Source organism: Microcoleus sp. SVA1B4 (assembly GCF_036700545.1).
Taxonomy (GTDB): domain Bacteria; phylum Cyanobacteriota; class Cyanobacteriia; order Cyanobacteriales; family Microcoleaceae; genus Microcoleus.
The window spans coordinates 90,004-104,530 of record NZ_JAUBPB010000014.1 but is presented as its reverse complement, the minus strand read 5'-3'; the positions used below and the strand labels follow the sequence as shown (position 1 = coordinate 104,530).

The window sequence follows — 14,527 nt, the reverse complement described above, 5'->3', positions numbered from 1 at the left end:
GCACTTTTGCTCATTATATCACATCCTTATAACTAGCTATTAATAGTTTTATCAAACGCTTTTTGGAGGAAACACTTACAGACATACCAATAATAAAATGCAATGTTGATTTCGCTAAACAGTTTAGGTAGTCCCTCTAGTAAACTGGAGAATATTTTGTTTTTTATATGCAGGGCATCGACGCCGATCGCAAAAAACAACAAGCCTACACCCGCTAACAATATTTGGTAGGGAGTTAACTGTAGTTCTCGCCGAAAAAACCATCCGTAGGAGGACAAAACAACGGCGTACAAAAGACTTACTCCTAGCTTAGGAATTCCCCCTGCTACCATATATATATGAATTCTGTAAATTTCATTTAGTAAAAATCCACCTGTTAACAAAGCCGAAAACAGAATAAATCGATTTTCTGATGTGCGCGGTTGAATACTTTGAGCTAATTTATAGGTAAAACTACAAACAATGACGGGTACAGAACATAAAATCTGGAAAGTCCGAGTTAACAAGGCGACATTGGGATGGGAATAAGAATAAGGCGGAAAGAATAAATCGCTGACTTTTAACCCTGAAAGTTGAGTGAAAAATATCAAGATAGCCACCACAAATAAGGATAAACAATTGAGCCTAACAACCAAACGAGAAATAGTCATAAGCAATTAACACCAAAAATTAGGTTGACTGCCCAAATCAAAAAAAATTATATCACCAATATCTCTGGATATTTTGCTAAACTTAATCATGAGTGTTATCAAAACAAGGAGACAGTCATGCTGTCAGTGAAAGAAGCAGAATCGATCGTTCTAAATTTGGCGCAACCCCTCGACAGTCAGCGGGATGTAGAAACTGTAGACTTGCTGGCAGCATCGGGGCGCATTTTGGCTGCGGCAGTCACTGGTTCCCTTGATTTTCCTTATTGGGATAATTCAGCAATGGATGGGTACGCGGTGCGGTTTGCGGATGTGGAAAACTGTAGCGCCGAAAAACCAGTGGTACTCGAAGTAGTTGAAGAGATTCCAGCCGGATATCAGCCTCAAAATACCGTCCAATCGGGGCAAGCGGCGCGAATTTTTACGGGTGGGGTGATGCCTGCGGGCGCTGATACGGTGGTAATGCAGGAAGAAACGAGGCGAGAGGGCGATCGTATTTTTATCTTAGTTTCTCCTGAAAAACCGCAAGCATTTGTCAGACACAAAGGCGCTTTTTATCAAGCAGGAACAACTTTGCTAACTCCCGGTACAGTTATCAACGCCCCAGAAATGGCAGTGTTAGCAACTGCCCAGTGCATTCAAGTTCCCGTTTATCGGAGGCTGCGGGTGGCAATTTTTTCTACTGGTGACGAATTGGTATCGCCAGACGAACCTTTGGCACCGGGGAAACTGGTAGACTCGAATCAGTATGCTTTGACAGTTTTGTTGGCCCAAATGGGATTTGAACCGATTCGATTGGGGATTGTTCCTGATAATGAAGAGGCGTTAAATAAGGCGATCTCCGGGGCTGTGGCAACAGCGGATGTGGTGCTTTCTACGGGGGGCGTGTCGGTAGGAGACTACGATTATATTGAGAAAATTTTGGGGGATTTGGGAGGAAAAGTTCACATTAGTTCGGTGGCGATTAAGCCGGGAAAACCTTTAACGGTTGCTGGGTTTAAACGAGGTGAAAAAAATTCGGATTGTCTCTATTTTGGTTTGCCGGGAAATCCGGTTTCGGCTTTAGTCTGCTGTTGGCGGTTTGTTGTGCCTGCTTTGAGAAAAATTTCTGGGCTAGGCGCGGATGCTTGGGGGCCGGAGTTTGTCAAAGCTAGGTGTAATGCTGAATTGCGATCGCCTGGCCGACGCGAAACTTATGTTTGGGGTAAACTACATTTAGTTGCGGGAGTGTGGGAATTTGAACCTGCTAGCGGCAGCCAAAATTCAGCGAATTTAATTAATCTCGCCAATACAAGTGGTTTAGCAGTTTTGCCGCCAGCGGAAACCGGGATTTTACCGGGCGAATTCGTGGAGGTTTTAAAAGTTAGTCATTAGTCAGTTGACAGTAGTCAGTTGGCAGTAGTTAGTTGGCAGTCAACAGTCAACAGTCAGCCGGAAAAATTACCAATTGCCAATTAATTATGAAAATTTTAATTGTTGAAGATGACCCGATGATGCAACTGGGATTAGAGCAAGTTTTAGCCGATTCCCCAGAAATAGAAATAGTAGGACAAGCAGAAGACGGCTATTTAGGCGTAGCAGCAGCACTGAAACTTAAACCTGATATCATTGTAATGGATATCGGTTTGCCACGGCTCGACGGCATAGCAGCGACGCAGCAAATTAAAGCACAACTCCCAGAAGTTCGAGTAGTAATGTTAACTTCTCACACGGCAGAAACTGAAATTATTGCTGCCCTTTCTAGTGGGGCTGATGCTTATTGTATTAAAGGTGCTTCTGTAGACAGGCTGTTAGCAGCGATTGCAGCCGCCGCAGAGGGGGCTACATATCTTGACCCTCAAATTGCCCGGACTGTCATCGAACACCTGAAACCCCCCATACCTGCCTCTACAACTACTTTTGGTCAGTTGTCGCAGCGGGAATTGGAGGTGTTAAAATTAATGGTGGAAGGTAACAGCAATCCTGAGATAGCAGCGGCGCTTTACTTGAGCCCAAATACTATTAAAACTCACGTTCGCGGTATTATGAATAAGTTGGCAGTGGATGACCGCGTGCAAGCCGCAGTTGTAGCACTGAGAACTGGATTGGTGTAAAGAAGTCAGTAGTCATTAGTCATTAGTCATTAGTCAGTAGTTATTTGTTGTTTGTTACCAAGGCTTTTCTGCTACCAATGCCCCATGCCCAATTCCCAATTGCCAATTCCCAATTCCCAATTCCCAATTCCCAAAAAGTTTATGTCTGAATGGATAGAAATCGGTAAAATTGTAGCAGCTCAAGGTTTGGACGGGGAAGTGCGAGTCTATCCCGATTCTGATTTCCCGGAAAGGTTTATCGAACCGGGGAAGCGGTGGATTTTGCGCCCTAACAAAAGTGAACCCGAACCGATCGAGTTTTTGGGCGGTCGCTACATTCCCGGCAAAGGGCTGTATGCTGTAGAGGTAGAGGGTGTGGAAGACCGCGATAGTGCTGAGGCGCTGCGGGGCTGTAAGTTGTTTGTTGAAAAGACCGATCGACCTTACCTCGAATCTGATGAGTTTTACGTCCAAGATTTGATCGGTATGGAAGTTTTTAACCAGTTAACCGGGGAAATCCTAGGCAAGGTAAGTGATATTATTCCCGCAGGTAACGACCTTTTAGAAGTAGAAACGAATCTAACTGCGCCGGAAACAGTCCCAGCAGAATTAGAAAAGCCAAAACAGCCTGAAACTCCCCAAGCAAACGCTGACCCCAGAAATACCCGGAAACCACGGAAAATTCGTGTTAAAGAGCCTAAATCCACAAAAATATTGATTCCTTTTGTGGAAGAGATTGTGCCAATTGTTGACTTAGAACAAGGCAGAATTGAAATTGTGCCTCCTCCTGGTTTGTTGGAATAATATCATGTCCGGTCGAGGGGCAGGAGATGATATTAGTTATTAACAATTCCCCATCCCCAATCCCCAATTCCCAATTCCCAATATTAATCATTTCCTCTATTTGTGTACCGCACTATCAAGTAACTGATGGAAAGCGCGAAAATTGCAGTCGCCAAACCAATCAAGTCGGCTGCGGTTTTTTTTTCCAGGTCAAGAATGATGATTTTTCGAGATACTGCTATCAAAGAAGTTACAATAACCAGCTCAACTTGAATTACGTGCTTTTTCAGATAAGCTGTAATATTTTCCAATATTTCCAATGCAATTAAAACATTTAAAAATAACCCAAATATCACAAACAACGTGTCTTTTAAAAAATTATCAGTGTGGTTTGCCAATTCTTGTGCTAAAAAAATCACCAAATCGGCAACGCTGACGATAATTACCAAAATCATCGCCAGTGATAAAACTTTCGATATTATTACTTCTACACTTTCTGTAAAATGCAGAAAATTTTCATCATTGCTTAACTTCGCAATTTGCCTAAATATTTTTTTTAGCATACCAGTGATTTAGTCATCATTCTTGATGATTTTGTCATTTTTCGGTACGCTTTGCAAGCGCAAAACTCTCTGATTGCCTGGTTTCACGGCGGCAATCCGGGCACTGGGGAAGGCGACTCTCTCTGCCTGTTATATTTTATAGTTTTTCGTGTCAGCTAGGAATCGATCGCACGCGATGAACTCCTGCTTAATAAATTTTTGCCATAAAAAAACCTCAAACTATTGTCTAGCAATATTTTGAGGCTTTTAAGGCGCGGTGCTAATACTGAACTAACTATCTATTCTCAACAGAGAATGATGGTTGACTCCCAGCTTGCTCCGACGCAATATAGAAGATAGCTAAAAATTTAGCTCGGGTGGTTTAGTAGCGACGAGAATTGCCACCGCGATCGTTGTTACCCCAGTTACCGCCGCCACTAGGACGTTCTTCACGGGGTTTTGCTTTGTTGACTTTGAGGTCGCGACCCATCCACTCAGCACCGTCAAGAGCCTCAATGGCTGCGGCTTCTTCGGCTTCAGTAGACATTTCTACAAAAGCGAAGCCCCGCATCCGACCTGTTTCCCGGTCAGCAGGCAACTGAACGCGCTTTACTGTACCGTACTCTCCAAAAGTTTGGTTGAGGTGCTCCTGCGTTACTTCGTAGGATAAATTGCCGACATAGATTGACATTGAACATTCTCCAGAATCAGAGGGTGTAGAGATTTAAATCCGGAGGAACGCCGATCGAACGAACTGTACTGCCGAAAATAAAGCCTTGTAAAAAAATCATAGCACCTATAGGTGCAAACTGCAATTGTCTGACTCGATTAATTAAAAAGAAGGCAGAAGGCTTTCGCCAGAAGACATTCTCCCGAAGGAAAAACGCCCAATCAAGAAGGAAAAACTCAGAATAAATAAATTTAATTTTCCTTGTTCCCTAGCTCTGCCGGGGAAACGCAGCTTTTAGGCTGCGTAATGGCATAACGATTTTAGGTTTTAGGTTTGAGATTTGGGATTTGAGATTTATGTGTAGGGTGCGTCCGGGCTCAAAATTGCTCGATCGAGAGAGGTTGTTACCCCAAAAACGGATACAATGCCCCGACAGGAGCCGTGGAGAGATCAAAATTTTCGACTCTTGTTCAAACTCCCAGATTCATCTGTGGAGTAAATCTCAAATAGTTCCACGCTCGCGCTCGCCGAAAGTCAACCCGGTTCCTCCCCATGTCGATCGCCCGCTGGTTCCCGCTCGTTCGGCGGTGATGTGTAGCATCCCGTCGTTCGAGGGCAGCTCAAGAAGTGACGGCGAGGGTGGATTTTTGCCAATTAAATTCCTCAACTTCTGCGACAGTTTCTGCCCCAACCAGCACCAACTGCACCGCACAAGCTTTTAACTCAGGCTGTTTGGAATCTGGACAGCTTGCAGCATGAGTCATGGCATTGGCTTCAGCGCCTTCGGCCCACAGAGAACCCCAGTGCATCGGTACAAATAGCGTACCTGGGGCGATCGCCTTTGTGACTTTTGCCGGAAACTGCGCCTTGCCGCGGCGCGATCGAACTTCCAGCAAATCCCCCTCCTTAATCTGCAATTTGGCAGCATCACGGGGGTGAATTTCCAAAAACGGATCGGGGTGCAATTGATTAATTTTCTCTGTTCTACCCGTCCGCGTCATAGTGTGCCAGTGTCCGTAAAGTCTCCCTGTCGTCAACACAAACGGATAATTAGGATCGGGAGGTTCTGCCAGTCCCCGCGAGTGATAGGCCGAAAATCTTGCCCGCGCGTCAGGAGTGTGAAAACGCCTGTCAGTATACAGCCGTTTCGCTTCGTTCGCTGGATGCACAGGCTCGTTTTCCCGGCAAGGCCACTGCTGCGGCCCTTCTTGGCGGATGTATTCGTGGCTCAGGCCGGTCATGTCGCAAGGCTGGCCCCGCGTCAACTGCACGTACTCATTAAAAACCTCCGCACTGTTCTCGAAAGCAAAGTGTTGGGCAAAACCCAACCGCCGTCCCACCTCGGCGAAAATGCTCCAGTCGTCGCGGGCTTCCCCGGAGGGAGTGTCGAAACCGGGACAAAAGGTAACGCGGCGTTCGGAATTGGTCATTACTCCGGTTTTTTCGCTCCACTGCGTTGCCGGCAGCAGGATGTGAGCGTAGGCGGAGGTTTCAGTGGGATAGTAAGCTTCTTGATAAATAGTAAAGGGCGATCGCAGCAAAGCGGCTTTAGTACGTTCCAAATCCGGCATACTCACCACCGGATTAGTAGCTGCAATCCATAGCAACTCAACTTCGCCAGTTTCCAAACCGGTGATCATATCCCAAGCTGTGCGGCCTGGATTCGGGGAAATACTTCCCGGTGCGATTCCCCAAAACTCCTCGACTTGGGTTCTGTGTTCAGCATTTTTCACAAAACGGTAGCCTGGGAGCAAGTGAGACAGTCCTCCGGCTTCCCGCCCTCCCATCGCGTTTGGCTGGCCGGTGAGGGAAAACGGGCCGCATCCCGGTTTGCCGATTTGACCAGTCATCAAGTGCAAATTAATCAGCGATCGCACCTTTGCCGTGCCTTCCGACGACTGGTTAATTCCCATCGACCACAGAGACAAAACGCGCTGCGACTGTTCCCAGTAGTTTGCCGCCGTTTCTAACTCGCCCACAGTAATGCCGCAGCGCGAGGCTACAAAATCCGGCGTGTAGCTGCTAATAACCTCAGCAAAAGCTGAAAAATTCGCCGTGCATTCTTCAATAAACTCAGAATCTATTGCTTGCCTGCGTAACAGCAAATATGCAATTCCGTTAAGCAAATCTATATCCGTACCCGGTTTAATTGCTAAGTGCAAATCCGCCGCTTCCGCAGTCGGAGTCCGCCTTGGATCTACCACAATCATTTTGACATGGGGATGCTTTTTGTGGTATTTTGCTAATCGATTGAATACGATGGGATGGCATTCCGCTGTATTGCTACCAATAATAAAAGCGCAATCTGTTAATTCTAAATCGTCGTAACAGCAAGGCGGCCCATCCGAGCCAAAGCTTTGAACGTATCCAGAGACTGCTGAAGACATACACAAGCGAGAATTAGCATCAAAATTATTAGTACCCAGACAACCTTTCAGTAGTTTCTGGGCAATATAATAATCTTCTGTTGCGAATTGACCCGAACCATAAACGCACAAAGCATCGGGGCCACTGGTGCTGCGAATTGTTTGGATGCGGTTAACAATTGCATCGAGAGCTTCGTCCCAGCTAGCGCGGCGGAACGGTTCGTCGAGAGTATCTCGCATCATCGGATACAGTAGCCGATCGCTCCGAATGGACTCTGCTACGGTTGCTCCCTTAATACAAACCATGCCCTGACTCGATGGGTGATTGCGATCGCCCCGCACTTTCCAACTTTGTTTTTTGTCGGGAACAACTTCTAGACCGCAACCTACACCGCAGTATGGGCAAAGAGTTTTTATAGTTTCCATCTGGTGATTTTAGATGCTAATTTTTGAAAGCTAATGGGTAATTGGTAATTCGTCATTATAGTCGGAACAGAGGGCTCCTGCAAATAATGTTTTAATCATTACTAACTTACCGCAAAAATGCTTCACAGCAACGGACAATACCCTGAATTAAAATTAACCGCTATCTTACTAAAACTCGCGAGCCATCGGGTTTGTAGTCAGTGGATATTCGCTCCTAAATACCTCTCAAACAGAGGTACTCTTGCCCTAAATCTTGTCACCCCACCTAGGGGGAGCTAGGAGAATTTTTTGCATGACTCAAACAGCGCGCCTGTACTACTTTTGGCCTGGTAGTTGATAGCAATCTGAGATTTAGTGCGGGAGTATTATGTCGCCTACTTCTCTGTTTTAACTTCTAATACGCCGCCGTTGCTGGGGCTAAAAGTTACTTGGAATTCAGCAGTTTTTTCAGCAGCGCCTGCTGTGGCACCGGCAGGAGTTTGCAAAACCGGCAGAGGAGTTTCTTTGACGAAATCTTTAGCTGCTTTATTTGTGGGATCGAACTGTAGGATATCGCCGTTTTGTTTTACTTTGACCCGATAAGTCAAGCTTTCGGTAAATGTCGGAGTTGTTCTCCATTGTTGGTCGATTTGTGCATACAACTTCTGTCCGATCGCATCGAGTTCGGCTTGGTCAGAAATCTGTGATGTGGCAGCAGCAGCAATGGGTGCAGGACTTGCAGCAGCAATGGGTGCAGGACTAGGATTCGGTGCGATCGAACTTGCTGCGATTGGCGGGCTGGGGGGAGAACTCACAATCGCCCCGGCAGTCGGCGCCGGAGGTGCAGTTTCTGCTAGTTTCGCTTGCTTTAGCTGGCTGGAAACAACCGACATATTGACCGCAGCTAAAGTAAACATTGCGACGAACCACGAGGCTGCCAGGATGCCACGTTTGATCGACGAGGCTTCTGGGGGTTCGGCAGCGTGAGACACAAAAGGTGCAGGTGCAAGAGGCCTATCAGCAACCGCAGGCTTTTTGCTAGCAGGTAATGGCATCGGTAGCGCGACGGCTTCTGTCTCCGAGTCCGTTTCTTCACCTTCTTCGTGGTGGGCGTAGCGAGAAAACAGGAACTCCAAAGCAAAGTTACGCAGTTCGTAGTATTTCGGGTCTTCCATAATCCGCGCCCGGTTGCGGGGACGGCTGAACGGAATGTGCATATCTTCGCCGATGGAAGCTGCTGGCCCGTTGGTCATCATCACGATGCGATCGGCCAAAAACAAAGCCTCATCAATATCGTGAGTAATCATAATGACGGTAATTTTTTCCTGCCGCCAAATTTTCAGCAATTCTTCCTGCAACTCTTCCCTGGTAATCGGGTCCAGAGCTCCGAAAGGTTCGTCCAAAATCAACAGTTTGGGACGAGTTGCCAGGGCTCTGGCGATCGCCACCCGCTGTTTCATCCCCCCGGACAATTGGCCCGGTCTTTTGTGACAAGCTTCGGTCAGCCCCACTAATTCCAAGTGTTCCTTGACGATCGTATTGTGTTCGTCTGCGGACTTTTCCGGGTAAACATTTTCAACGCCGAGGTGAATATTTTCTGTAGCAGTCAGCCATGGTAGTAGCGAGTAGTTTTGAAACACCACCATGCGATCGGGGCCTGGTTCAGTAATCTGCGAACCTTCCAGGGCTACTTCTCCGTTTGTCGGCCCGTTGAATCCCGCGATCATATTCAGCAAAGTTGATTTGCCGCAGCCAGAGTGACCAATCAAACAAATAAATTCGCCTTCATTAATAGTCAGGTTTACACCGTCGAGAACCACGTAAGGGCCTTTAGGAGTTTCGTAGACTTTCGATACGTCTTTAATAGTCAGAAAGTCTTGCTTGGGCGTCTCTATTTTCGTTTTTTGGGGGGTTTTGATAGTTTGCATATTTTCAGGATTTGGATTTTGGGTTGATGAATTAGACATGACAAATTTCGATTGAGAATTTGAAATTAGGGAGTTAGGAAGCGGAAAATGTGGAGTCTTGTTTCCTGATTTCTGGCTCCTCATTCCCTCTTCCTATTTGCTGGTTATGCTGCTGGCAGTTTGATGGAACACTGACTGCCTATTTGTTCAATTAAGATTTCTTCAATGCGGACGGCGCGTTTGATTTTGACATTGTGAAGATAGTCGATCGGGTCGTCGAGATTAAACACAGTGCCGTCAAATAGCTCGATCGTCCGGCGATCTCTAGCGATATCCGGCAAACCCAATTCCCGTACTGCTTGACCGAAAACATCGGGCCGCAAAACTCGATCGACCACTTCCACCCAGTTTTTCGGGAACGGGATCAGTCCCCACCGAGCCATCTGCGCCATCACCCACACCATTTCTAGGCGGTCTGGAAAATTGGTTTTGTCAACAGAGAACTGGTTGAAATTGTAGAGCATTTCTGGTTCTGCCTCCGTACCGGAGTTGTACGGATCGATGAACCCTGGACGGATGTCTTTGGGATCGGCGCCGATGTATTGTTCTTGGCTAATCAATCCTAGGACTTCTTCGCGGTTGCGGCGATCGTCGCAGTATTCGCAGGCTTCCAAAAGCGCTTTGACGAGGGCGAGGTGGGTTTGAGGATATTTCTGAGCCCAATCTTCGCTAACACCGAGAACTTTTTCGATGTGTCCGGGCAGAATATCCAGGGAACGGGCCATAACAAAACCCGTACCACTGTTGACTGCGTGCGAGTTCCAGGGGTCGCCTGAACAGTAGCCGTCAATGTTGCCTGCTTTTAAATTTGATACCATCTGCGGGGGCGGAATCACGGTCAAGCCCACGTCGAGGTCGGGGTCGATGCCGCCGGCGGCCAGCCAGTAACGGAACAGCAGATTGTGCATGGAGGCCGAGTGTACCATGCCCAAGGTGTGAACTTTATCGGGAGTCTTGGCGATCGCAGCTTTGAAATCCTCTAATGTCCGAATGCCTTGTCTGTAAAGGTCTTTGTTGAAAACAATCGAATTGCCGTTGCGAGAGAGCGTCATGGCGCTACAGACGGGTACAGGGGCTTCACCGTCGAGGCCCAACAGCATCCCGATCGGCATTCCTGCGACCATTTGCGCCGCGTCCAGCCGTCCTTCGGCGACTCCTTTGGCGATCGCTTTCCAGCCCGGTTCGCGACTGAGAGTAACTTCTTCCAAGCCGTGGGCTTTGAAAAATCCTTTTTCTTTAGCTACTACTAAGGGGGCGCAGTCGGTGAGGGGAATAAAGCCGATGTCCAGGTTGATTTTTTCCAAACCGTTGCGGGCGATGACAGCGGGTTGTTGTTTGGCCCGGCGCTGTTTAACCCGCTTTTGCTGGTTGAGGAAGTAAACCATTTCGTTACGCAGCGCGTAGTAACTCGGATGGTTGACAACTTCCATGCGCTTGCGGGGGCGGGGAATGTTCACTTCGAGGATTTGCCCGATTTGGGCTTCCGGGCCGTTGGTGAGCATCACAATGCGATCGCTCAGTAATAAAGCCTCATCCACATCGTGAGTTACCATCACGCTGGTGACTTTGCTTTCCTCGCAAATTTTCATCAACTGGTCTTGCAAACCGCCGCGAGTTAAGGCATCAAGGGCGCCGAAGGGTTCGTCTAGCAGCAGCAATTTCGGGCGAATCGCCAGGGCGCGGGCGATCGCAACTCTTTGTTTCATCCCCCCAGAAATTTCGCCTGGGCGTTTGTCGGCCGCGTGTCCGAGTCCGACCAATTTAATGTGGTGTTCGATCACCAACTCCCGATCTTCTTGAGAGTTACCGCTGTAAATTTCATTTACTGCTAGGGCAATATTTTCGCGCACCGTCAGCCAAGGTAGTAGCGAGTAATTTTGAAACACCACCATTCTGTCCGGGCCTGGATCGCGGACTTCCCGTCCTTCTAAAGTAATCCCGCCCTGACTTGCTTTGTCGAGGCCGGCGATGATATTTAGCAGCGTAGATTTGCCGCACCCAGAGTGCCCAATTAAGGTGATGAATTCTCCTTTTTTAATTTTCAGTTCGATATTTTTAAGAGCAATGTATTGCTCTCCGTTGGGCAAGTTAAATACGCGGTCAACGTGGTCTACTTCAACAAATACTGACATGGTAATTTTAGGTTAGTTTGTAATTTGTATGATGCTGATTATTAATTGGGCATTGGGCCTTGGGCCTTGGGCATTAATTTACAACTCATTTCTACCAGTTTGTAGTTGGCAACCATTCCCCATTCCCCATTCGCCATGCCCGATGCCCGATGCCCGATGCCCGATGCCCAAATTCTATTTCTGTTCTTCAGGAACAACTTTGGAAGCAATGAAACCAACGATTCTGTCTAAAATCAAACCGACTATTCCTACATAAAGCACTGCTATAATCACTGCACTTAGTCGAGAACTGTTGTAAGCGTCCCAGATGAAGAAGCCGATGCCGACGCCGCCGACTAACATTTCCGCAGCTACGATCGCCAGCCAAGACAAACCGATGCCAATTCTCAAGCCAGTGAAGATGTAAGGAACAGAAGAGGGAAGCAGGATTTTCCAGAAGTATTTTTGGTTGGGGAGGCGCAAGACGCGGGCGACGTTTCTGTAGTCTTGGGGTATTTGTTGAACGCCTACTGTGGTGTTAATTAGAATCGGCCAAATTGCTGTAATTAAGATTACGAAGAGTGCAGAAACTTCGTTAGCTTTCACCCCCATGCCTTCAAAGGGATTGAACTGTTGAAATACGGCCAGGGCGATCGGCAGCCAAGCCAGGGGCGGGATAGTTCTAAATACTTGAAACAGCGGATCTAAAGCATCGAACATTAGGGAGTTTGTCCCGATCAGGATTCCTAAACTGATGCCGAGAACTGTTGCCAAAGTAAAGCCGATCGCCACCCGCTGCAAGCTAGCCAAAATTTGCCAGAACAAGCCTTTGTCTGTACCGCCGTTGTCGAAGAAAGGATTGATAATCAGATTCCAGCTTTCTTGGACTGTTTTGATTGGCCCCGGCAAGCTGGACTCTGGACTGTTGCAGAGGATTTGCCAGATTATGAGCAGAACTGCAATTGCTACCAGCGGGCGGATGATTTTCCGGCGGTTTTTCTGAACCTGATCCAGAACGAAATTTACTGGATTTTTGCTTTTAGTAACAGCGAGGTTTGTTGCCATTTTTCTTTTTCCAAGATTGTGAATAATCGATTATTTGTAGATACTTTGAAGTGTTCACCGTGTCTGGGGTGGGTTGAGTTAGGAAACCCAACTCCACTCAATTAAAAAATCGGTCAACTATCAAAAGTGAACAGTCAACTGTCAACTGTGCACTAATTATGCTTTTTTGATTGCCAAACTCTTCAGATATTCTTCTGGTTTTTCGGCGTCAAACTTCACGCCGTCAAAGAATGTTTCTACACCGCGAGAACTGCTAGTAGGAATTTGGGCTGCGGGGACGCCAAGTGTTGTCGCTGCTGCTTTCCAAATATCTTCGCGGTTAACTTTATCAACCGTTGCTTTGATATCGGTAGTTGCCGGGATATAACCCCAGCGAATATTTTCAGCTAAGAACCAAGCATCGTGACTCTTGTAGGGATAAGAAGCATTATCTGCCCAAAATTTCATTGCCACAGGGCTGGCGGCTTCAACGCGACCGGTACCGTAGTCAATTTGGCCCTTAGAGCGACTGATAATATCTGCTACTGGCACTTTTAACCACCTATCTTGAGAAATGATTTGGCACATTTCATCGTGATTTTCTGGCTTGTCGCACCACTGCTGGGCTTCCAGTACGGCCATGGTAAGTGCTTTTGCAGCTTTGGGATTTTTGTCAACCCAATCTCCTCTTAAACCTAAAGCTTTTTCAGGATGATCTTTCCACATTTCTCCAGTTATTAAGGCGGTGTATCCTACCTTTTGAGTAACTAGCTGAGCATTCCAAGGTTCGCCTACGCAAAAGGCTTCCATGCTGCCAGATTTCATGTTCGCTACCATTTGGGGCGGCGGTATGGGAATCACGGAAACATCTGTATCTGGATTAATACCGCCTGCTGCTAGCCAGTAGCGTATCCACAAATCGTGGGTGCCGCCGGGAAACGTCATAGCAATAGGAACGTTTTGATTGGCAAAAGCTGCTTTCAGCGGTGCGCTGTCTGTACCTACTTTTAAATCTAGGTATTTTTTGCTGAGCGAAATTGCCTGACCGTTAGTATTTAACCGGGCGAGAATGTACATCGGCACTGGCTGATTGCCTTTGGTAATAGTGCCTAATGTCATTTGGTAAGGCATGGGGGATAAGATGTGGGCCCCGTCAATGCCGCCTTTTTCGGAACCGAGTTCTAAGTTGTCGCGAGTAACTGGCCAAGATGCTTGTTTGGTAACTTGTACGTCTTTCATGCCGTACTTGGCAAATAACCCTTTTTCTTGGGCGATGATTAAGGGTGCTGCGTCGGTGAGGGCGATGAATCCGAGTTTGGCTGCGGTAACTTCTGGGGCGTCGGCGGGATTGATGTTGACTGCTGGGGCGGCGGTGGGCGAAGCGCCGCCGGGAGTTGCGTTAGATGTGGTGGGACTGGAACTGCAACCGTGGGCTAGGAGGGTGCCGGCTGCTGTTGCTCCAGCGGTGATGATGAATTTTCTTCTAGAAAGGTTGCTCATTTGTCTTGAATTGTTGTTGTACTTGGAGATGGTGGAAATGTGAGATGTGAGATTGATTCGCGACCTTCGCATCGCATCTGACATTATTTAGATTAGGCGTCGATCGACACTTTGCCGATCGCCCGCGCGCTGCAAGTTAAAATGAACCCTGGTTCTAAGTCAGCAGCCGCGTCTGGTTTGCTGTCGTAGACTGTTTGGCCTTCTAGGAGTTTTTGCTTGCAAGTGCCACAGCTTCCTGACCGGCAATTGCTGTCAAGTTCGACCCCGGCCCGTTCGGCAACATCGAGAATGTACTCATCTTCGCTGCAAGCAACTTCTTTGCCCGATCGAGCGAAAATGACAGTAGATGTCTGAGGTTTGACTGCCGGGACTGCCGTTTCGCCCTCTTCAACCGTCAATTGCAGTTGCCGGTTCAGCACA

At 47.5% G+C, this 14,527-nt stretch carries 12 protein-coding genes; 3 read left to right on the top strand and 9 right to left on the bottom strand.

Annotated elements, in window-relative coordinates; genetic code table 11:
* Nucleotides 1-32: 32 nt before the first annotated feature.
* Nucleotides 33-650: a hypothetical protein gene (locus QT987_RS09645; protein ID WP_333239298.1), complete on the bottom strand. Its 618-nt coding sequence runs from the start codon at nt 648-650 to the stop codon at nt 33-35.
* A gap of 117 nt (nt 651-767) precedes the next feature.
* Here QT987_RS09645 and QT987_RS09640 point away from each other — a divergent pair, with 117 nt between their 5' ends.
* The 3 genes from QT987_RS09640 (at nt 768) to rimM (ending at nt 3,523) form a co-directional block, all read left to right on the top strand.
* Nucleotides 768-2,021: a molybdenum cofactor synthesis domain-containing protein gene (locus tag QT987_RS09640; RefSeq protein ID WP_333239296.1), complete on the top strand. Its 1,254-nt coding sequence runs from the start codon at nt 768-770 to the stop codon at nt 2,019-2,021.
* A gap of 86 nt (nt 2,022-2,107) precedes the next feature.
* On the top strand, nt 2,108-2,740 hold the full coding sequence (locus tag QT987_RS09635; protein ID WP_015179099.1) for a response regulator: 633 nt from the start codon (nt 2,108-2,110) through the stop codon (nt 2,738-2,740).
* 141 nt (nt 2,741-2,881) lie between these two features.
* Nucleotides 2,882-3,523, top strand: coding sequence for a ribosome maturation factor RimM (rimM, locus tag QT987_RS09630; RefSeq protein ID WP_333239325.1), 642 nt, complete (start codon nt 2,882-2,884; stop codon nt 3,521-3,523).
* An 83-nt stretch (nt 3,524-3,606) separates the two neighbouring features.
* On the opposite strand, the gene QT987_RS09625 is transcribed toward rimM, so the two are convergent.
* The 8 genes from QT987_RS09625 to QT987_RS09590 all read right to left on the bottom strand — a co-directional run bounded on the left by QT987_RS09625 (nt 3,607) and on the right by QT987_RS09590 (nt 14,526).
* Nucleotides 3,607-4,065, bottom strand: coding sequence for a phosphate-starvation-inducible PsiE family protein (locus tag QT987_RS09625; RefSeq protein WP_333239294.1), 459 nt, complete (start codon nt 4,063-4,065; stop codon nt 3,607-3,609).
* A gap of 361 nt (nt 4,066-4,426) precedes the next feature.
* Nucleotides 4,427-4,735 carry an RNA recognition motif domain-containing protein gene (locus QT987_RS09620; RefSeq protein ID WP_015179102.1) on the bottom strand — a complete coding sequence of 103 codons (309 nt, stop codon included), beginning with the start codon at nt 4,733-4,735 and terminating at the stop codon, nt 4,427-4,429.
* A 599-nt stretch (nt 4,736-5,334) separates the two neighbouring features.
* Nucleotides 5,335-7,506: a nitrate reductase gene (locus QT987_RS09615; RefSeq protein WP_333239292.1), complete on the bottom strand. Its 2,172-nt coding sequence runs from the start codon at nt 7,504-7,506 to the stop codon at nt 5,335-5,337.
* Between the two features lie 374 nt (nt 7,507-7,880).
* Nucleotides 7,881-9,452: a nitrate ABC transporter ATP-binding protein gene (locus QT987_RS09610; RefSeq protein WP_333239289.1), complete on the bottom strand. Its 1,572-nt coding sequence runs from the start codon at nt 9,450-9,452 to the stop codon at nt 7,881-7,883.
* A gap of 104 nt (nt 9,453-9,556) precedes the next feature.
* The gene (locus QT987_RS09605; RefSeq protein ID WP_333239287.1) at nt 9,557-11,584 is read right to left on the bottom strand and encodes a nitrate ABC transporter ATP-binding protein; all 2,028 of its coding nucleotides are present in this window, start codon (nt 11,582-11,584) and stop codon (nt 9,557-9,559) included.
* Between the two features lie 174 nt (nt 11,585-11,758).
* Complete coding sequence (ntrB, locus tag QT987_RS09600) at nt 11,759-12,628, bottom strand: nitrate ABC transporter permease (RefSeq protein ID WP_333056182.1); 870 nt, start codon at nt 12,626-12,628, stop codon at nt 11,759-11,761.
* Nucleotides 12,629-12,784: 156 nt separating this feature from the next.
* A complete protein-coding gene (locus tag QT987_RS09595) occupies nt 12,785-14,107 on the bottom strand; it encodes a CmpA/NrtA family ABC transporter substrate-binding protein (RefSeq protein WP_333056183.1) in 1,323 nt (440 codons plus the stop codon).
* A 92-nt stretch (nt 14,108-14,199) separates the two neighbouring features.
* On the bottom strand, nt 14,200-14,526 hold the full coding sequence (locus QT987_RS09590; RefSeq protein WP_333239323.1) for a 2Fe-2S iron-sulfur cluster-binding protein: 327 nt from the start codon (nt 14,524-14,526) through the stop codon (nt 14,200-14,202).
* Nucleotide 14,527: the final 1 nt, after the last annotated feature.